The sequence below is a fragment of the Burkholderia sp. AU33545 genome (assembly GCF_020419685.1).
GTDB classification, from domain to species: domain Bacteria; phylum Pseudomonadota; class Gammaproteobacteria; order Burkholderiales; family Burkholderiaceae; genus Burkholderia; species Burkholderia diffusa.
The window spans coordinates 107,050-126,213 of record NZ_JAIZRQ010000005.1; the positions used below are offsets into that span (position 1 = coordinate 107,050).

A 19,164-nucleotide genomic window follows, 5' to 3' on the forward strand; every position below is an offset into this window, starting at 1 on the left:
GTGAGAGTGGGCAGGGGCTCAGCCGACGATCGCGACGACGGGCGTGTGGTCGGACGGCTGGTCCCACGTGCGCGGCACGCGGTCGACTTCGCACGACGTGCAGGTGGCGGCGAGCGCCGGCGACAGCAGGACGTGGTCGATGCGCAGCCCCGCGTTGCGGCGGAACGCGAACATCCGGTAGTCCCACCACGTGAAAGTCTTTTCCGGCTGTTCGAAACGGCGGAACGCATCGACGAAGCCGAGCTCGATCAGCTTCGCGAAGTGCGCGCGCTCCTGCGGCGACACGAGGTTCTGGCCTTCCCATTTCGCCGGGTCGTGCACGTCGCGGTCTTCGGGCGCGATGTTGTAGTCGCCGAGCAGCGCGAGCTTCGGGTAGCGCTGCATCTCGGTGGCCAGCCACGCATGCAGCGCGTCGAGCCACTGCATCTTGTAGACGAACTTGTCGGAGTCGGGCGCCTGGCCGTTCGGGAAATAGGCGGACACGATGCGCACACCGTCGACCGTCACGGCGATCACGCGCTGCTGCGGATCGTCGAAGCCGGGGATGTTGCGCACGACGTCCGATTCGTCGACGGCGAGCGTGTCGCGCACGAGGATCGCGACGCCGTTGTAGGTCTTCTGGCCCGCGAACCAGCTGCGGTAGCCGGCAGCCTCGAGATCGGCGCGCGGATACTTCTCGTCGGGCAGCTTCAGTTCCTGCAGGCACAGCACGTCGGTTCCGCTTTGCGCGAGCCAGTCGAGCACATGCTGCTTGCGGACGTTGAGCGAGTTGACGTTCCAGGTGGCGATTTTCATGAACGGGAATGCGTGCGGGGTGAATGCGAAGGCCGCCATCTTACCGCGAGCAAGGGGCGCGAACGCGCGCGACACGCGACGCGAAGCAGGGGCGATGCATTGCGTGATCGAAGACCTGCAAAGAAATTGTGACAAAAGTGTTGACGTGAGTACTTCATCACCCTATAATTTATTTCTCTGACGCGGGGTGGAGCAGTCTGGCAGCTCGTCGGGCTCATAACCCGAAGGTCGTAGGTTCAAATCCTACCCCCGCAACCAAGCACACCAGACGATGTGCAGCGCAAGTGACCGATGCGCGCTTCGTCGACAGGAACCCGGCCTCGTGCCGGGTTTTTTGTTTTCAGCCCGCCGCCCACTCGACCGCCGCCTTCGCATGCAGCGCGGTCGTATCAAATACCGGCAGCGGCGAATCGTCTGCGCCGATCAGCAGCGTGATTTCCGTACAGCCGAGTATCACCGCCTGCGCGCCGCGTTTCTCCAGTTCGTCGATGATCGCTACGTAGGTCGCGCGCGACTCGGCATCGATGACGCCATGACACAGCTCGTCGTAGATGATCCGGTGCACGTCGCTACGCGCGGATTCGTCCGGCACCAGCACGTCGAGGCCGAATTTGTCGCGCAGACGCTCCGTATAGAACGGCAGTTCCATCGTGTAGCGCGTGCCGAGCAGCGCGACGCGCTCGACGCCCGCTGCTCGCAGTGCGGTGCCGGTCGGATCGGCGATGTGCAGGAATGGCAGCGCCACCGCAGCCTCGATCGCGTCGTGCACGCGGTGCATCGTGTTCGTCGTCAGCACGACGAGATCGGCGCCGGCCGCTTCGAGCTGGCGCGCGGCATCGGCCATCCGTTCACCGAGCGCGGCCCAGTCCTGCGCGCGCTGCAATGCTTCGATCTCCGCGAAATCCACCGTGACCAGCACGCTCTTCGCATTGTGATGGCCGCCGTGCAGCGCCTTCGAATGGCGATTGATCATCCGGTAGTACTCCGCCGACGATTCCCAGCTCATCCCGCCGATCAGTCCGATCGTCTTCATCCGTCACCCGTGCGTTTCTTGAACTGTGGCAGACGAGTATAGGGGGCGGTCCTTGCGCGCGGCGGTACGATCCGCGCGAAGCGGACCGGTACGGTGCCGCCGGAACGTGCCGGAACTGCGCGGAGGCGACCGAACGCGACATCACGCGGCAGTTGAAACGGGCACTGTGTTTTTGTACAGTATTGGCACCGTGAATCCGACCATCATCCCGCCTGCCGATCCGCGCGTGCCGCCACCCGGCGACGCACCGTCACGCGTGCGCAAGATCATCCATTGCGACTGCGACTGCTTTTACGCGTCGGTCGAGATGCGCGACGACCCGTCGCTGCGCAACCGGCCGCTCGCGGTCGGCGGCCGGCCGGACCAGCGCGGCGTGATCGCGACCTGCAACTACGAGGCGCGGCGCTATGGCGTGCATTCGGCGATGTCGTCGGCGCTGGCGATGCGCAAGTGCCCGGACCTGCTGATCCTGCCGTCCGCGATGGACAAGTACCGCGCGGCGTCGCGACAGATCATGGCGATCTATCGCGACTACACGCGTGACGTCGAGCCGCTGTCGCTCGACGAGGCGTACCTCGACGTCAGTGGTTCCGAACGGTGCCAGGGCAGCGCGACGCTGATTGCACGGGAGATTCGCCGGCGCGTGTACGACACGGTCGGCGTGACGGTGTCGGCGGGCGTCGCGCCGAACAAGTTCATCGCGAAGATCGCGTCCGACTGGAACAAGCCCGACGGCCTGTTCGTCGTGCGCCCGCATGAGGTCGATGCATTCGTCGCGGCGTTGCCGGTGCGCAAGCTGCACGGCGTCGGGCAGGTGACGGCCACGCGGCTCGACCGGCTCGGCATCCAGACCTGCGCTCAGCTGCGCGACTGGTCGCTGATCGATCTGCATCGCGAGTTTGGCGCATTCGGCCGGCGGCTGTATCAGCTCGCGCGCGGAATCGACGAGCGGCCCGTGCAGGCCGACCAGGAGCGCAAGTCGGTCAGCGTCGAGACGACCTACGTGACCGACCTGACGACGCTCGAGCAATGCGCGGACGAGATTCGTCGCCTGGTCGTGCAGCTCGACGCGCGGATCGCGCGCGCGGGCGCGGCCCGCACGATCCGCAAGCTGTACGTGAAGATCCGCTTCGCGGATTTCCAGCGCACGACGGTCGAGTGCGTGGCCGACGCGACGAATGCGCAGACGGCCGTCACGCTGCTCGCGAAGGGACTGCAGCGGCGCGCGCAGGCGGTGCGGCTGCTCGGCGTCGGCGTGCGCATCGACGAGGACACGGCCGAGCGTCACGGGCAGTTTTCGCTGTTCGACGACGAGGCCGACCGCAACACCGACAACACGGACGAAGCAGGCGGCGAAACGCCGGCACCATGATGAAAAAAGGCACCGCCGAAGCGGTGCCTTTCGATGCAGGCGGACGAGCCGGGCAGGGCATGCTCAGTGCGCGGGGGAAGCCATCCCGTTGTGGCGCAGCAGCGCGTCGATTTCCGGCTCGCGGCCGCGGAACGCCTTGAACGAATCCATCGCCGGCCGGCTGCCGCCGACTTCGAGGATCTCGCGGCGATAGCGCGTTCCGGTCGCCGCGTCGAGCACGCTGCCGCTCGCGGCAGCCGCTTCCTCGAACGCCGCGTACGCGTCGGCCGACAGCACCTCGGCCCACTTGTAGCTGTAATAGCCGGCCGCATAGCCGCCCGCGAAGATGTGGCTGAACGTATTCGGCCAGCGCGAGAACGCCGCCTGCGGAATCACGTGGTAACGCTCGTTGATCTCGCGCGCGAACGCGTTCACGCCGGTCGTGCCGGCCGGGTCGAAGTCGACGTGCAGCAGCATGTCAAACATCGAGAACACGATCTGGCGCAGCGTGCCGAGGCCGCTCTGGAAGTTCTTCGCGGCGATCATCTTGTCGAACAGCTCGCGCGGCAGCGCGACGCCCGTATCGATGTGCGACGACATCGACGACAGCACGTCCCATTCCCAGCAGAAGTTTTCCATGAATTGCGACGGCAGCTCGACCGCATCCCATTCGACGCCGTTGATGCCCGACACGCCGAGTTCGTCGACGCGCGTAAGCATGTGATGCAGCCCGTGGCCGAATTCATGGAACAGCGTGATGACTTCGTCGTGCGTGAAGCATGCCGGCTTGCCGCCGACCGGCGCCGAGAAGTTGCAGGTCAGGTACGCGACCGGCGTCTGCACGGCGTTGCCGCGCTTCGCGCGCGCACGCGCATCGTCCATCCACGCGCCGCCGCGCTTGCCTTCGCGTGCATAAAGGTCGAGATAGAACTGCGCGACGAGCGAGCCGTCGCGGTTCTCCACGCGGAAGAAGCGCACGTCCTTGTGCCACACCGGTGCGTCGTCCGGCTTGATCCGCACGCCGAACAGCGTTTCGGTGACGGTGAACAGGCCCTTCAGCACGGCCGGTTCCGGGAAGTACTGCTTGACCTCGTTTTCCGAGAACGCGTAGCGCTGCTGGCGCAGCCGCTCGGCCGAGAACGCGACGTCCCACGGCGCGAGCTCGGCCAGACCGAGTTCCTTCGCGGCGAACGCGCGCAGTTCGTCCCAGTCCTTGTCAGCGTGCGGTCGCGCGCGCGTCGCGAGATCCTCGAGGAACGCGATCACCTGCTGTGGCGATTCGGCCATCTTCGGCGCGAGCGACACTTCGGCGAAGTTGCGGTAGCCGAGCATCTGCGCTTCTTCGCGGCGCAGCTTCAGTTCGTCGGCGACGATCGCCGTGTTGTCCCACTCGGCCTTGCCGCCGCCGTACTGCGGGCCGAGTTCCGATGCGCGGGTTGCATACGCGCGGTACAGCGTCTCGCGCATCGCGCGGTTCTCGGCGTACTGCAGTACCGGGAAGTAGGACGGGAAGTGCAGCGTGAACTTCCAGCCTTCCTTGCCTTCCTTCTGCGCGGCTTCGCAGGCCGCTTCGATCGCGTCGCCCGGCAGGCCGGCCAGCTCGGCTTCGTCGTGCGCGAAATACGCATACGCGTTGGTTGCGTCGAGCACGTGGTCGGAGAACGCCTTCGACAGCGCGGCCTGCTGCTCCTGCAGTTCCGCGAAGCGCGGCTTCTGGTCCTCGGGCAACTCGGCGCCCGACAGGCGGAAATCGCGCAGCGCGTTGTCGAGGATCTTCTTGCGCTCGGCGGACAGCGTCGCGTATTCGGCGCTCGCGGCGATCGCCTTGTACTTCTCGTACAGCGCGAGGTTCTGGCCGACGCTCGACCAGAACTCGGTCACGCGCGGCAGGTTTTCGCCGTAGGCGGCGCGCAGCTCCGGCGTATCGGCGACCGCGTTCAGGTGGCCGACGACGCCCCATGCACGCCCGAGCGGCTCCGTCGCCTGCTCGACCGTCTCGACGATCGCGGCCCATGTCGCCGGCGTCGCTGGCGCGCTCGCGGTGTCGACCGCGCGGTTGGCGGCATCGAGCAGCGTGTCGAGCGCGGGCGTCACGTGTTCCGGACGAATCTCGCCGAAGCGGGGCAGGCCGGAGAAATCGAGGAGCGGATTGGTGTTGGCGCTGGCGGACATTAAGACTCCCTGTCTGTTGCCGGATGAACCGGGGTGAAAAGGGTGAGGCGCGATGCGGCGGCGCCCGATACCGACATTATTGGGGCGCATCGCGCGCTTTCCAATCGTTAGTTTCTAACGACGCGATTGGATGCGCTCGGTACGGGGTCGGATACGGGGGAATTCAGTGCGACGGCGCGGCCACGGCGGGCGACCGGCGAGACGCCGGCGCGCGAATGCGCGCCGGCTGGGCGGGCAGAGCAATCGGGCGGCCCTCAGGCGGCCGCGGCAGCGCGCTCGGCGGCTTCGATCGTGTTGATCAGCAGCATCGTGATGGTCATCGGGCCGACACCGCCCGGCACCGGCGTGATGTGACCGGCAACTTCCTTCACGCCGGCGAAGTCGACGTCGCCACACAGCTTGCCCGCATCGTCGCGGTTCATGCCGACGTCGATCACGGTCGCGCCGGGCTTGACCATGTCGGCTGTCAGGATGTTGCGCTTGCCGACCGCGGCGACCACGACGTCGGCCTGGCGCGTGTGCGCGGCGAGGTCGCGCGTCTTGCTGTGGCAGATCGTCACGGTCGCGCCGGCTTCGAGCAGCAGCATCGCCATCGGCTTGCCGACGATGTTCGAGCGGCCGATCACGACCGCGTTCGCGCCCTGCAGCGGGATGTCGTGCGCCTCGAACATCTTCATCACGCCGTAGGGCGTGCACGGGCGGAACAGCGGCTTGCCCGTCATCAGCGCGCCGGCGTTCGCGACGTGGAAGCCGTCGACGTCCTTCTCCGGCGCGATCGCCTCGATCACCTTGTGGCTGTCGATGTGTTTCGGTAGCGGCAGCTGGACCAGGATGCCGTGGATCTTCGGGTCGCGGTTCAGTTCGTCGATGCGCGCGAGCAGGTCGGCTTCCGACAGGGTGTCCGGGTACGCATCCTTCTGCGAGAAGAAACCGTTGTCCTCGCACGCCTTGATCTTGTTGCGCACGTAGACTTCGCTCGCGGGGTTCGCGCCGACGAGGATCACCGCGAGACCAGGCTGGTGGCCGCGTGCGGTCAGGGCGGCGGCGCGTTCGGCGGCCTGTGCGCGCAAGGTCTTCGAAAGGGCGTTGCCGTCGATGAGGAGGGCTGTCATGGTGGTGGTTTTGCCGGGAAGTTGGAATGCGGGCGTGCGGCGCACGAAACGCCGCAGCAAAGCACGCAATTATACCGGTCGCCTGCCGTCGTCCGACAGCGAATACAAGGAAAGCGTCATGGCGGCAGTGCCGGCGCCCCGGGAGGCGGCGCCGGGCACGTGCCGTGCGAGCGGGCCGCATCGCGCGGCGCAGTCGTGCGGTGGTGCGGCCGGCGGGGCAGGTGCCCCGCGGCCGCGCAACGTTCAGGCCTGCTTCTTCGACAGGGCGAGGCGCAGCAGGTCGGCGACCGTGTTGACGTTGAGCTTTTCCATGATGTTCGCGCGGTGAGCTTCGACCGTCTTGATGCTGATCCCGAGATCGTCGGCGATCTGCTTGTTCAGCCGGCCGGCGATGATCCGCTCGAGCATCTGCTGCTCGCGCGCGGTCAGCTTCGACAGACGCTCGCTCGCGGCGCGCTGTTCCTGGACGCTCTTGCTTTCGCTTCGGGCCTTGTCGAGCATCCGCTCGACGAGCTTGCGCAGCTCGGCCTCGTCGAACGGTTTCTCGATAAAGTCCATCGCACCCTTTTTCATCGTCGACACCGCCATCGGCACGTCGCCGTGGCCCGTGACGAAGATGATCGGCAGCGCGGCGTTGTCCGCGATCAGGCGCTCCTGCAGCTCGAGGCCGCTCATGCCCGACATCCGCACGTCGAGGATCAGGCAGGCGATCTGGCCGGCCTGCTGCGCCGGCTGATAGGCATCGAGGAATTGCTCCGCGCTCGAGAAGCATTGCACGCGATAGCCGTTCGCCTCCAGCAGCCAGCGCAGCGAGTCCCGTACGGCTTCGTCGTCGTCGACGACGAAGACAGTTTCCTGAGTGGTGGTGACAGGGCTATTCATAGTTCTCCCGTAACGGTATGTGATGCCGATGCCTCGCGCCCCCCTTGGCCGAGATCAGCGGGTTCCCCAATGGGCAGGCTGCAGTGGAACGTCGCGCCGGAAATGCGGCCATCCGGCTCGACGTTGTTGACCACCCACAGACGCCCCCGATGCGATTCGATGATCGAACGGCAGATGTTCAGCCCCATGCCCATGCCATCGGACTTGGTGCTGTAAAACGGTTCGAACAGGCGCTCGGCGGTCGCTTCGTCGACGCCCGGGCCCTGGTCGATCACGCGGATGTCGACGAAACCCGCGTCGATGTCGGCGACCACGCGGATCACGCCGTCCGCCGACGCCGGCTTCACGTCGGCCATCGCCTCGGCCGCGTTCTTCAGCAGGTTCATCAGCACCTGTTCGATCAGCACGGGGTCGACATAAATAATAGGCATTCTTGCGAGGATTTCCGTGACGATCCGGATCCTGCGCTTCCTGGCCTCGATTTCGGCCAGCCCGACGGCGTCGGCGACGATGTCCGCGACGCGCGCCGGCTGGCGCTTCGGCTCGCTGCGCTTCACGAATTCGCGGATCCGCTTGACGATCATCCCCGCGCGCAGCGCCTGCTGCGCGGTCTTTTCCAGCGCGGGCTGCAGCGTCTCGGGCGTGCCGCGGCCGCTCTTGACGAGCGCGAGCGTGCCCGAGCAGTAGTTGTTGATCGCGGCGAGCGGCTGATTCAATTCGTGAGCAATCGACGACGCCATTTCACCCATCGTCATCAATCGGCTCGTGAACTGCAGCTTCTCTTCCTGCTGGTGCGCGAGTTCCTGCGCCTTCTTGCGGGTCGTGATGTCGGTCGCGATCTGCATCTGCGCGAGGTGGCCGTCCACCCACTGGATGTACTGGCGGCGCACCTCGAACCACTTCTGGATGCTCTCGACGTACACCTCCTGCGCATCGGCGGTGCTGCTCGTCAGCGCGGCGGCCGGCAGGCCCGCGAACGCGTCGACCATGTCGATCGAGTCGGATGACGCCTGCGCGCGGTCGAAGCCGCCGCCGGACAGCTCGAGGTGGCCGTCCGGACGGATGCCGAACAGGTGGCGGTAGTAGCGGTTCGCGAACAGCAGCTCGGCTTCGTCGGCGGCGAGCACCGACACGGCGGCGTCGAGGCTTTCGAGCACCGTCGTGAAGCGCTCGTGCGCGGCCGCGAGTTCCTCGCGTGCGCGCTTCGGCTCGGTGATGTCGGTCATCGACGACATCCAGCCGGTCTGGCGGCCCGAGCTGTCGATCAGCGGCGACACGTAGAGGCGCGCATGGAACAGCGTGCCGTTCTTGCGCCGCACGCGCAACTCGAAGCCCGAGCTCGGTGCCTTGCCACGCAGGGTCATGTCGAGCTGGCGCTGCATTTCCGGGTAGGCGTCGCGCGGCCAGTACGGGAACGGCGCGACCTTGCCGACGAGGTCGGTTTCGTCCCAGCCCGTCATCCGGCAGAACGCGGGGTTCACGTGCGTGATGCGGCCGTGCATGTCGAGCACGCGCATGCCGATCAGCACCGAGTTTTCCATCGCGCGGCGGAAGAACGCTTCCGCGTACAGCGCCTGCTGCGCCTCGAAGCGCTGGCGCGTGTGCTTCCACAGACTCCAGAGGCTCCACAGCACGAAGCACGACAACCCCGCGACGAGCCACACGAGCGTATTGTTGGTCAGGTTCGTGAGCTGCGGGAATGCGTACACGCGAACGGTGAGCCCCTGGCCGGGCGGATCGAGCGGCAGGTCGTAGTGGGAATCGCGCGGCAGGCGCGGGCGCGTCGACGTGGACGACAGCTCGCGGTTGTTCGAGTCGGTGATCGAGATCTTGTACTTCGACGACAGCTCCTGCGGGATGTCGTGCTTCAGGATCCCTTCGACCGAGAACACCGCGGCGATCGAGCCGAGATATTCGCGGTCGCCGCGCATCACGGGCGTCTGCAGCGTGATGAAGCCGTTGCCGAAGTCGTCGTAGATCAGCGGCGAATAGGCCTGGCGGCGCGTGCTGCGCGCTTCGTCGTACGCGCCGCGCACGGCGTCCTGCATCTGGGCGTCGCCGGGCTTCGCGAGCCGCTGGCCGAGCAGCGGCGGGTGCACGGTCGGCCAGCGCTGCACGCCGGGCGCGGTGTACCAGTTCAGGTAGAGGATTTCCGGATGCGTCTGCATCACGTCCGCGACGGCCATCTGGAATGCATTCTGGTCGAGGCGGCCGGACGCGAGATCGCGCGACAGCGCCTGCAACTGCTCCTGCGCGCCCGTCATCGACAGACGGATCTGCTGCTGCGCCCACGCGACGTTACGGAACAGGGTGTCTTCCTGCTGCTGCTGTTCGCGGCGATTGAGGCTCCATAGAATCAGGCTCATCACCACGAGGAACACGAGGATCGACAGCAGCGGCGTCAGCAAATAGGAGTTGGACCACCACGGTCCGTGGTGCCAGCGGGACGGCTGCGACTCCGCCGGCGGGCCCGACGGTCGCGCCGAGCGTGCGAAAAGCCGATCGGTCAACATGGCAGGATTGTAGCGCAGCGCAATACATGGAAAACCCATACCGGATATGTTGAACGGAAACGGATTTGTCCTTGCGACGCGTGCCGGAGAGGCCCGAAGCGAGGGTGCAGCGCAGCAATATTCCGCATTACGAGAAAAGATCTCATAATTCGAAAATTTTGTTGCGCGTGGTCGTACACGCTCATTACAATCCGTCGGAGCTTGCCCGCAGCCGGCCGCGTCGCGGCGTCTGCACAAGAGCGATCCTCACATTCCAGGACCCAGGAGACGAGAATGTCCGCTGTACCGAACGAAGTGATGAAATATGTCGCCGCCGATCGTGACGACGACCCGCAAGAAACCGTTGAATGGCTCGAGTCGCTCGACGGCGTGATCTCCTCCGTGGGCACTGGCCGCGCGCACTACCTGATCGAAAAGCAGATCGAATTCGCCCGCATGCACGGCGAACACCTCCCGTTCTCTGCCAACACCCCGTACATCAACACGATCCCGGTCGAAGCCCAGGCGAAGATTCCTGGCGACCAGGATATCGAGCACCGCATCCGTTCGTACACGCGCTGGAATGCGCTGGCGATGGTGCTGCGCGCAGGCAAGGATACGAACGTCGGCGGCCACATCGCATCATTCGCGTCGGCCGCGACGCTCTATGACGTCGGCTACAACCACTTCTGGCACGCGGCGTCCGACCAGCACGGCGGCGATCTCGTGTTCGTTCAGGGTCACTCGTCGCCGGGCGTGTATTCGCGCGCGTTCCTGCTCGGCCGCCTGAAGGAAGAGCAGCTCGACAACTTCCGCCAGGAAGTCGACGGCAACGGCATTTCGTCGTACCCGCACCCGTGGCTGATGCCGGACTTCTGGCAGTTCCCGACCGTGTCGATGGGTCTCGGCCCGATCATGGCGATCTACCAGGCGCGCTTCATGAAGTACCTGGAATCGCGCGGCATCGCGAAGACCGCCGGCCGCAAGGTCTGGGCGTTCCTCGGCGACGGCGAGACGGACGAGCCGGAATCGCTCGGCGCGATCGGCATGGCGAGCCGCGAGAAGCTCGACAACCTCGTGTTCGTGATCAACTGCAACCTGCAGCGTCTCGATGGCCCGGTGCGCGGCAACGGCAAGATCATCCAGGAACTGGAATCGGAATTCCGCGGCGCCGGCTGGAACGTGATCAAGGTCATCTGGGGCAGCCGCTGGGATGCGCTGTTCGCACGCGACAAGACGGGCGCGCTGATGCGCCGCATGATGGAATGCGTCGACGGTGAATACCAGACGTACAAGTCGGAGTCGGGCGCGTACGTTCGCGAGCACTTCTTCAACTCGCCCGAGCTGAAGGCGCTGGTCGCCGACTGGTCGGACGACGACATCTGGGCGCTGAACCGCGGCGGCCACGATCCGCACAAGATCTACGCGGCGTTCCACGAAGCCAGCAACACGAAGGGCGCGCCGACCGTCATCCTCGCGAAGACCATCAAGGGCTACGGGATGGGCGAGTCGGGCCAGGCGATGAACATCACGCACCAGCAGAAGAAGCTGCCGGTCGAGCAACTGAAGAAGTTCCGTGACCAGTTCCGCCTGCCGATCACCGACGAGCAGATCGCCGACGTGCCGTACCTGAAGTTCGAGGAAGGCTCGAAGGAACTCGAATACATGCGCCAGAAGCGCATGGACCTCGGCGGCTACCTGCCGCACCGCCGCGAGAAGGCGACGTCGCTGCCGGTGCCGGCGCTCGACGCATTCGAGCCGCTGCTGAAGGGCACGGGCGAAGGCCGCGAGATTTCGACGACGATGGCGTTCGTGCGGATCCTGAACATCCTGCTGAAGGACAAGGCGCTGGGCAAGCGCGTCGTGCCGATCGTCCCGGACGAATCGCGTACGTTCGGCATGGAAGGCCTGTTCCGCCAGATCGGTATCTGGAACCAGGAAGGCCAGAAGTACGTGCCGGAAGATTCCGACCAGCTGATGTTCTACAAGGAATCGGAAACCGGCCAGATCCTGCAGGAAGGCATCAACGAAGCGGGCGGCATGTGCGACTGGATCGCGGCGGCGACGTCGTATTCGACGCACGGCGAGATCATGGTGCCGTTCTACATCTTCTATTCGATGTTCGGCTTCCAGCGGATCGGCGACCTGGCATGGGCGGCGGGCGACATGCGCTCGCGCGGCTTCCTGCTCGGCGGCACCGCGGGCCGCACGACGCTGAACGGCGAAGGCCTGCAGCACGAAGACGGTCACTCGCTCCTGTGGGCGGCATCGGTGCCGAACTGCGTGAGCTACGACCCGACGTTCGGCTACGAACTCGCGGTGATCATCCAGGACGGTCTGCGCCGCATGGTGCAGGACCAGGAAGACGTGTACTACTACATCACGGTGATGAACGAGAACTACGAGCACCCGGCGATTCCGCAGGGCGAGCACGTGGCGGCAGACATCATCAAGGGCATGTACGCGTTCAAGAAGGCCGACGCCGACCAGAAGGCGCCGCGCGTGCAACTGCTCGGCGCAGGCACGATCTTCAACGAAGTGATCGCTGCTGCCGACCTGCTGAAGAACGACTGGGGCGTCGCGGCCGACCTGTGGAGCGTGCCGAGCTTCACCGAACTCGCGCGTGAAGGCCACGAAGTCGAGCGCTGGAATCTGCTCCATCCGACCGAGGAACGTCGCCTGTCGCACGTGCAGAAGTGCCTGAAGGACACGCAGGGTCCGGTCATCGCATCGACCGACTACGTGCGCGCGCTGGTCGACCAGATCCGCGGCCAGGTCGATCGCCGCTTCGTCGTGCTGGGCACGGACGGTTTCGGTCGTTCGGACACCCGCGAGAAGCTGCGTCACTTCTTCGAAGTCGACCGTCACTGGGTCACCGTCGCCGCGCTGAACGCACTGGCCGACGAAGGCACGATCGAGCGCAAGGTGGTCGCGGATGCGATTGCCAAGTACAACCTCGATCCGTCGAAGCCCAACCCGATGACCGTTTAACGCACACGCGCCGTGTGATGCCGCGCGCCGCTTCCGGGAGGGGCGCGCGCGGCCATGGAGACACAAAAAGATGAGTCAAGCGATCGAAGTGAAGGTGCCGGATATCGGCGATTACAAGGACGTGCCCGTCATCGAGGTGCTCGTGAAGGTGGGCGACACGGTCGAGCCCGAGCAGTCGCTCGTCACGCTCGAATCGGACAAGGCGACGATGGACGTCCCGAGCCCGGCAGCCGGCACGGTCAAGGAAGTGAAGATCAAGGTGGGCGATTCCGTGTCGGAAGGCTCGTTGATCATCCTGCTCGAAGGCGGCGCCGCGGCGCAGGTGAACGGCGCGGCCGCGCCGGCAGCAGCTCCCGCACCGGCGGCAGCGCCGGCACCGGCTGCAGCAGCGTCGGCTGCCGCACCCGCCGCTGCGGGTGGCACGCTCGAGGTGAAGGTACCCGACATCGGCGACTACAAGGACGTCCCGGTGATCGAGATCGGCGTGAAGGTCGGCGACACGGTCGAGAAGGAGCAGTCGCTCGTCACGCTCGAATCGGACAAGGCGACGATGGACGTGCCGAGCCCGGCCGCCGGCGTCGTGAAGGAAATCAAGGTCAAGGTGGGCGATTCGGTGTCGGAAGGCACGCTGATCGTGCTGCTCGACGCCGCCGGCGCAGCGCCTGCCGCCGCGCCGCAAGCGAGCGCACCGGCACCGGCCGCTGCCGCGCCGGCTCCCGCCGCCGCACCGGCACCCGCGAAGGCTGCGCCGGCTCCGGCTGCTGCCGCGCCGGCCGCCGCACCGTCGGGCGAGTATCGCGCGAGCCACGCATCGCCGTCCGTGCGCAAGTTCGCGCGCGAACTCGGCGTCGAAGTCGCACGCGTGCAGGGTAGCGGTCCGAAGGGCCGTATCACGAAGGACGACATCACGGGCTTCGTGAAGGGCGTGATGACGGGCCAGCGCGCAGCGCCGGGCGCAGCAGCCGCGCCGGCAGGCGGCGGCGAGCTGAACCTGCTGCCGTGGCCGAAGGTCGACTTCTCGAAGTTCGGCCCGTTCGAGGCGAAGCCGCTGTCGCGCATCAAGAAGATCTCGGGCGCGAACCTGCATCGCAACTGGGTGATGATCCCGCACGTCACGAACAACGACGAAGCGGACATCACCGAGCTCGAAGCGCTGCGCGTGCAACTGAACAAGGAGCACGAGAAGGCCGGTGTGAAATTCACGATGCTCGCATTCGTGATCAAGGCGGTCGTCGCCGCGCTGAAGAAGTTCCCGACCTTCAACGCCAGCCTCGACGGCGACAACCTGGTGTTCAAGCAGTACTACCACATCGGTTTCGCCGCGGACACGCCGAACGGTCTCGTCGTGCCGGTGATCCGCGACGCGGACAAAAAGGGCCTCGTCGACATCGCGAAGGAAATGGCCGAGCTGTCGAAGGCCGCGCGCGACGGCAAGCTCAAGCCGGACCAGATGCAGGGCGGCTGCTTCTCGATCTCGTCGCTCGGCGGGATCGGCGGCACCAACTTCACGCCGATCATCAACGCGCCGGAAGTCGCGATCCTCGGGTTGTCGCGCGGCCAGATGAAGCCGGTGTGGGACGGCAAGCAGTTCGTGCCGCGTCTGACGCTGCCGCTGTCGCTGTCTTATGACCATCGTGTCATCGATGGCGCGGAAGCCGCGCGGTTCAATGCGTATCTCGGTGCGTTGCTTGCCGATTTCCGTCGCATCATTCTTTGATGAGCGGGGAGTTTGCTCGCGGGGGCGTGGTTTTTTGTCGGTTATCCATGCCTCGTCGTTGAACTGGCTTTCTTGACGGTCTGCTAGCGTCGCCCCTGCGCGGGGCGGCGGTCACTTTTCTTTGTCTTCCAAAGAAAAGTAACCAAAAGAAAGGCGCGTCCTTGGGCGGACGGCAAAGGTGGTCCTGCCCATGTGCGCGTTCTCTTGCCAGGCCGTAGTTCTTCCGCGAGCAGCTCCCTCTCTGTCTGCAGCTAATCAAGAAGGGGACAGTAATGAGTCTCATCGAAGTCAAGGTTCCGGATATCGGCGATTTCAGCGGCGTCGATGTCATCGAAGTCAACGTGAAGCCGGGCGACGTGATCGAAAAAGAGCAAACGCTCATCACGCTCGAATCGGACAAAGCCTCCATGGAAGTGCCCAGCGACGTCGCCGGCACGGTCAAGGAAGTCAAGGTCAAGGCCGGCGAGAAAGTCTCGCAAGGCACGGTCATCGCCATCGTCGAAGCAGCGGCCGGCGCCGCCGCACCCGCGAAAGCAGCCGAACCCGCGAAGGCCGCAGCACCGGCCCCGGCCGCTGCACCCGCCGCCGCTCCTGCACCCGCGCCGCAAGCCGGCAGCTACGCAGGTGCCGCCGACATCGAGTGCGACATGCTCGTGCTCGGCGCCGGCCCCGGCGGCTACTCGGCCGCGTTCCGCTCAGCCGACCTCGGCATGAAGACGGTGCTGGTCGAACGCTACTCGACGCTCGGCGGCGTGTGCCTGAACGTCGGTTGCATCCCGTCGAAGGCGCTGCTGCACACGGCACTCGTCATCGACGAAGCCGCGGCGCTGGCGTCGCACGGCATCACGTTCGGCAAGCCGGAGGTCGATCTCGACAAGCTTCGCGACTTCAAGGGCGGCGTCGTCAAGAAGCTGACGACGGGCCTCGCCGGCATGGCGAAGGCGCGCAAGGTCGAAGTCGTCACGGGCGTCGGCGCATTCGTCGATCCGTATCACATGGAAGTGCAGGGCGAAAACGGCAAGAAGGTCGTCAAGTTCAAGCAGGCGATCATCGCCGCGGGCTCGCAAGCCGTGAAGCTGCCGTTCATGCCGGAAGACCCGCGTGTCGTCGATTCGACGGGCGCGCTCGAACTGCGCCAGCTGCCCAAGCGCATGCTCGTGATCGGCGGCGGCATCATCGGCCTCGAAATGGCAACGGTGTACGCGACGCTCGGCGCCGAGATCGATGTGGTCGAAATGATGGACGGCCTGATGATGGGCGCGGACCGCGATCTCGTGAAGGTCTGGGAAAAGTACAACGCGAAGCGCTTCGGCAACGTGATGCTGAAGACCAAGACTGTCGGCGCGGAAGCGAAGGAAGACGGCATCTACGTCAAGTTCGAGGGCGAGAAGGCGCCGGCGGAAGCGCAGCGCTACGACCTCGTGCTCGTCGCGGTGGGCCGCAGCCCGAACGGCAAGAAGATCGGTGCCGACAAGGCCGGCGTCGCGGTCACCGACCGCGGCTTCATCGAAGTCGACAAGCAGATGCGCACGAACGTCCCGCACATCTTCGCGATCGGCGACGTCGTCGGTCAGCCGATGCTCGCGCACAAGGCCGTGCATGAAGGCCACGTCGCAGCGGAAGCCGCGCACGGCGAGAAGGCGTACTTCGATGCGCTGCAAATCCCGTCGGTGGCGTACACGGATCCGGAAGTGGCCTGGGCCGGCAAGACGGAAGACCAGTGCAAGGCCGAAGGCATCAAGTACGGCAAGGCCGTGTTCCCGTGGGCCGCATCGGGTCGCGCGATCGCGAACGGCCGCGACGAAGGCTTCACGAAGCTGATCTTCGACGAGGAAACCCATCGCGTGATCGGCGGCGGCATCGTCGGCCTGAACGCGGGCGACCTGATCAGCGAAGTGTGCCTCGCCGTCGAGATGGGCGCGGACGCGGAAGACATCGGCAAGACGATCCATCCGCACCCGACGCTCGGCGAATCGGTCGGCATGGCCGCCGAGCTGTACGAAGGCGTCTGCACGGACCTGCCGCCGCAACGCAAGAAGTAACGCGACCGGCATGGCCGGCCTTGTGTCGGCCTCGCGCCGGCCACGAAAAACGCCGCCGCCCGGGATATCCGGACGGCGGCGTTTTCTTTTGTCCGCAACCGACGGCAATGCACGACCGCAACGGCGACGACCGGATGCCCCGATGTTCCGACGCCGGAAACGAAAAAAGCCGCGCAGTGCGCGGCTTTTTCAGGAGCAGGGGACGCTTACGCGGCCGGCTTGCTCGAACGGCGCGATGCAGCAGCGCTCGCAGCCTTCGTCGCGACAGCGGCAGCCGCGTTGAAGTTCGTTTCGGCGATCTCGACGGCTTGCTTGGCAGCCTTCTGGACCGTTTCGTACGTCGTGTTCGCTGCGTTCAGTGCCGACTTCAGTGCGGCGACAGCCGTTTCCGAACCGGCCGGGGCGTTCTTCGCGACGTTGTCGACGAGTGCCTGGACCTTCTTGTTCTGCTCGTCGAATTGCGCTTCGGCAACCTTCGCGAACTCGGCTTGCGTCGACGAGGCGATTTCATACAGGTGACGGCCGTACGAGAGCACCTTTTCCGCGACCGGCTGCGACAGGCTCGCTTGCAGCGCGATCAGTTCCTGCGCGTCCTTCACCGACAGCAGGCGCTGCGCGTTTTCCTGGCTTTCCGCCAGCGACGACTTCACGACCTGCAGGTTGAGTTCGATCAGCTTTTCGACGCCTTCGAACGCCTTGGTCGTCAGACCGAACAGGCTTTCGAGGTTGGCTTTCTGTGCGGCGGCGATTTGCTCGGGGGTCAGCAAGGACATGTCAAGCTCCTGAAAAGCGATCGCGTCGATCGCAGGGGGTAAGGGGCACTACGCTGGGGAACCTCGGAGCCGCGTGCTTTGTGCAACGCAGCAATGAGTCGTATTTTAGGGCAGAGAAAACGCTTGTCAAGTATTTTTTGTGCGTTGCACAATCGCGACAAATTATCGATAAAACAACGAGTTATCATGACGATTCGGAATCGGTTTCAGGCGTGTTCCCACATGGTGCGCACCTGGCTGGGGAAGGCGCGGCGCACAATGATCATGCACAGGTAAACCTGACAGGCATGTGGAACGTTATGCTTCTGCTCCTGTCGAAAAGCGCGCCGTTTCAATGCGCGTGCCGTGGCGATGTGCCGCCGCCGCGGTCGACACCGGTGCCGCTGGCACACCGAGCGCCGGGTACGTACTTTCCCCGCTTTATTTCGTCGCCAAAGTGACGTTATCTCAATTAACCGCGTGGTAATCGGGAGACGGGTGCTGTCGGGCAGCGCATCTCATCAATTTTTTCGATGGGAGCGGGAGGGTTGATCGACTCGTCGTTGGTCAACTCTTACATTCCGGTTTAACGACGATCGGTAAGTGCCTAATATTGCTCTTTTTTTCAGCTTTAACTACACTTGCGGAAACTCCCGCCCGCTTTGTCCAGACCCCAATGAAAGCCGAATCGTTTTCACCGCGCAGATTGTTGCAGAGCATGACGCTCGGCACGGCTGTGTCGGTCGCCGTCGCCTTGCTGGCGACCGCTGCGTCCGTCGCACCCGCTGACGCCTTTGCCGCCACTGCGAAGACCCACCAGGCCGCCAAGAAAGCCGCTTCCACTTCCTCGGCGAAGAAGAAGACGGTGAAGGCCGCCTCCGCGAAATCCGCCAACGTCGCGGCCGATGCGCCGAAGGCCACGCGCAAGCGCGCGACGCTCGCGTCGAACGTACACGGCCACCGTGGTGCGGTGCGCAAGGTCGCGTTCCAGCCGCGTCGCCCGACGGTCGGCCAGGCATTCGGCCTGCACGACACGCCGGACGCGCTCGCGCTGCGCTCGAGCGTCGCGTACGTCGTCGACCAGAACACCGGCGAGCCGCTGTTCGACAAGAATTCGCACGCCGTCGTGCCGATCGCGTGGATCTCGAAGCTGATGACGGCGATGGTCGTGCTCGACTCGAAGTCGCCGATGACCGACCAGATCGAAGTCACCGACGAAGACCGCGACTACGAGAAAGGCACGGGCTCGCGCCTGTCGGTCGGCTCGGTCCTGTCGCGCGAGGACATGCTGCACATCGCGCTGATGGCGTCGGAAAACCGTGCCGCTGCCGCGCTGTCGCGCTACTACCCGGGCGGCCGTCCGGCGTTCATCGCCGCGATGAACGCGAAGGCGAAGTCGCTCGGCATGAACGACACGCACTTCGAGAATTCGACGGGCCTGTCGAGCTCGAACGTGTCGAGCGCGCGCGACCTCGTGAAGATGGTCAATGCGGCGTACCAGTACCCGATGATTCGCCAGTTCTCGACCGATCGCACGTACGAAGTCAATACGGGCAAGCGCAACCTGATCTACAACAGCACGAACGCGCTGATCCGCGGCAACGGCTCGTGGGACATCGGCCTGCAGAAGACGGGCTTCATCAACGAGGCCGGCGAATGTCTCGTGATGCAGGCGACTATCCACGGCCGGCCGATGGTGATGGTGTTGCTGGATTCGTTCGGCAAGTACTCGCGCTTCGCCGACGCGGCGCGCCTGCGCAACTGGCTCGACGCCGGCGGCGGCGAGCGCCTGACGGCGGCCAACACGGCGAACGGCGGTACCTGA

General features: G+C 65.2%; 12 protein-coding genes and 1 tRNA gene. 6 read left to right on the top strand and 7 right to left on the bottom strand.

The features are described from left to right. Positions 1-18: 18 nt before the first annotated feature. Positions 19-795 carry an exodeoxyribonuclease III gene (gene xth / locus LGM71_RS17940; protein ID WP_203249536.1) on the bottom strand — a complete coding sequence of 259 codons (777 nt, stop codon included), beginning with the start codon at positions 793-795 and terminating at the stop codon, positions 19-21. Between the two features lie 181 nt (positions 796-976). Here xth and LGM71_RS17945 point away from each other — a divergent pair. Then, positions 977-1,053 (top strand) — tRNA-Met (locus LGM71_RS17945). An 82-nt stretch (positions 1,054-1,135) separates the two neighbouring features. Here the strand turns inward: LGM71_RS17945 and LGM71_RS17950 are convergent. After that, positions 1,136-1,828, bottom strand: a complete 693-nt coding sequence (locus LGM71_RS17950; protein ID WP_226115674.1) for an aspartate/glutamate racemase family protein — start codon at positions 1,826-1,828, stop codon at positions 1,136-1,138. Positions 1,829-1,994: 166 nt separating this feature from the next. Between LGM71_RS17950 and dinB the strand changes: the two genes are divergently transcribed. Continuing rightward, a complete protein-coding gene (gene dinB / locus LGM71_RS17955; RefSeq protein WP_226115676.1) occupies positions 1,995-3,200 on the top strand; it encodes a DNA polymerase IV in 1,206 nt (401 codons plus the stop codon). A 63-nt stretch (positions 3,201-3,263) separates the two neighbouring features. Here the strand turns inward: dinB and LGM71_RS17960 are convergent, their stop codons facing one another. From LGM71_RS17960 to fixL, 4 genes are all read right to left on the bottom strand, one after another. Then, a complete protein-coding gene (locus tag LGM71_RS17960; RefSeq protein WP_226115678.1) occupies positions 3,264-5,351 on the bottom strand; it encodes a M3 family metallopeptidase in 2,088 nt (695 codons plus the stop codon). A 254-nt stretch (positions 5,352-5,605) separates the two neighbouring features. Next, a complete protein-coding gene (gene folD, locus LGM71_RS17965) occupies positions 5,606-6,463 on the bottom strand; it encodes a bifunctional methylenetetrahydrofolate dehydrogenase/methenyltetrahydrofolate cyclohydrolase FolD (protein ID WP_124903509.1) in 858 nt (285 codons plus the stop codon). Positions 6,464-6,706: 243 nt separating this feature from the next. Then, positions 6,707-7,345: an oxygen response regulator transcription factor FixJ gene (gene fixJ / locus LGM71_RS17970; RefSeq protein WP_226115679.1), complete on the bottom strand. Its 639-nt coding sequence runs from the start codon at positions 7,343-7,345 to the stop codon at positions 6,707-6,709. Further along, positions 7,342-9,858, bottom strand: a complete 2,517-nt coding sequence (gene fixL, locus LGM71_RS17975; protein ID WP_124903507.1) for an oxygen sensor histidine kinase FixL — start codon at positions 9,856-9,858, stop codon at positions 7,342-7,344. The genes fixJ and fixL overlap by 4 nt, the downstream gene beginning before the upstream one ends. Before the next feature lie 273 nt (positions 9,859-10,131). Here fixL and aceE point away from each other — a divergent pair, with 273 nt between their 5' ends. The 3 genes from aceE (at position 10,132) to lpdA (ending at position 16,587) form a co-directional block, all read left to right on the top strand. Then, positions 10,132-12,828, top strand: a complete 2,697-nt coding sequence (gene aceE, locus LGM71_RS17980; protein ID WP_151051006.1) for a pyruvate dehydrogenase (acetyl-transferring), homodimeric type — start codon at positions 10,132-10,134, stop codon at positions 12,826-12,828. Positions 12,829-12,898: 70 nt separating this feature from the next. Further along, on the top strand, positions 12,899-14,545 hold the full coding sequence (gene aceF, locus LGM71_RS17985) for a dihydrolipoyllysine-residue acetyltransferase (protein ID WP_124622312.1): 1,647 nt from the start codon (positions 12,899-12,901) through the stop codon (positions 14,543-14,545). Positions 14,546-14,817: 272 nt separating this feature from the next. Then, on the top strand, positions 14,818-16,587 hold the full coding sequence (lpdA, locus tag LGM71_RS17990; protein WP_226115680.1) for a dihydrolipoyl dehydrogenase: 1,770 nt from the start codon (positions 14,818-14,820) through the stop codon (positions 16,585-16,587). 206 nt (positions 16,588-16,793) lie between these two features. Here the strand turns inward: lpdA and LGM71_RS17995 are convergent, their stop codons facing one another. Beyond that, complete coding sequence (locus tag LGM71_RS17995) at positions 16,794-17,360, bottom strand: phasin family protein (protein ID WP_226115681.1); 567 nt, start codon at positions 17,358-17,360, stop codon at positions 16,794-16,796. 655 nt (positions 17,361-18,015) lie between these two features. Between LGM71_RS17995 and pbpG the strand changes: the two genes are divergently transcribed. Continuing rightward, a complete protein-coding gene (pbpG, locus tag LGM71_RS18000) occupies positions 18,016-19,164 on the top strand; it encodes a D-alanyl-D-alanine endopeptidase (protein WP_226115682.1) in 1,149 nt (382 codons plus the stop codon).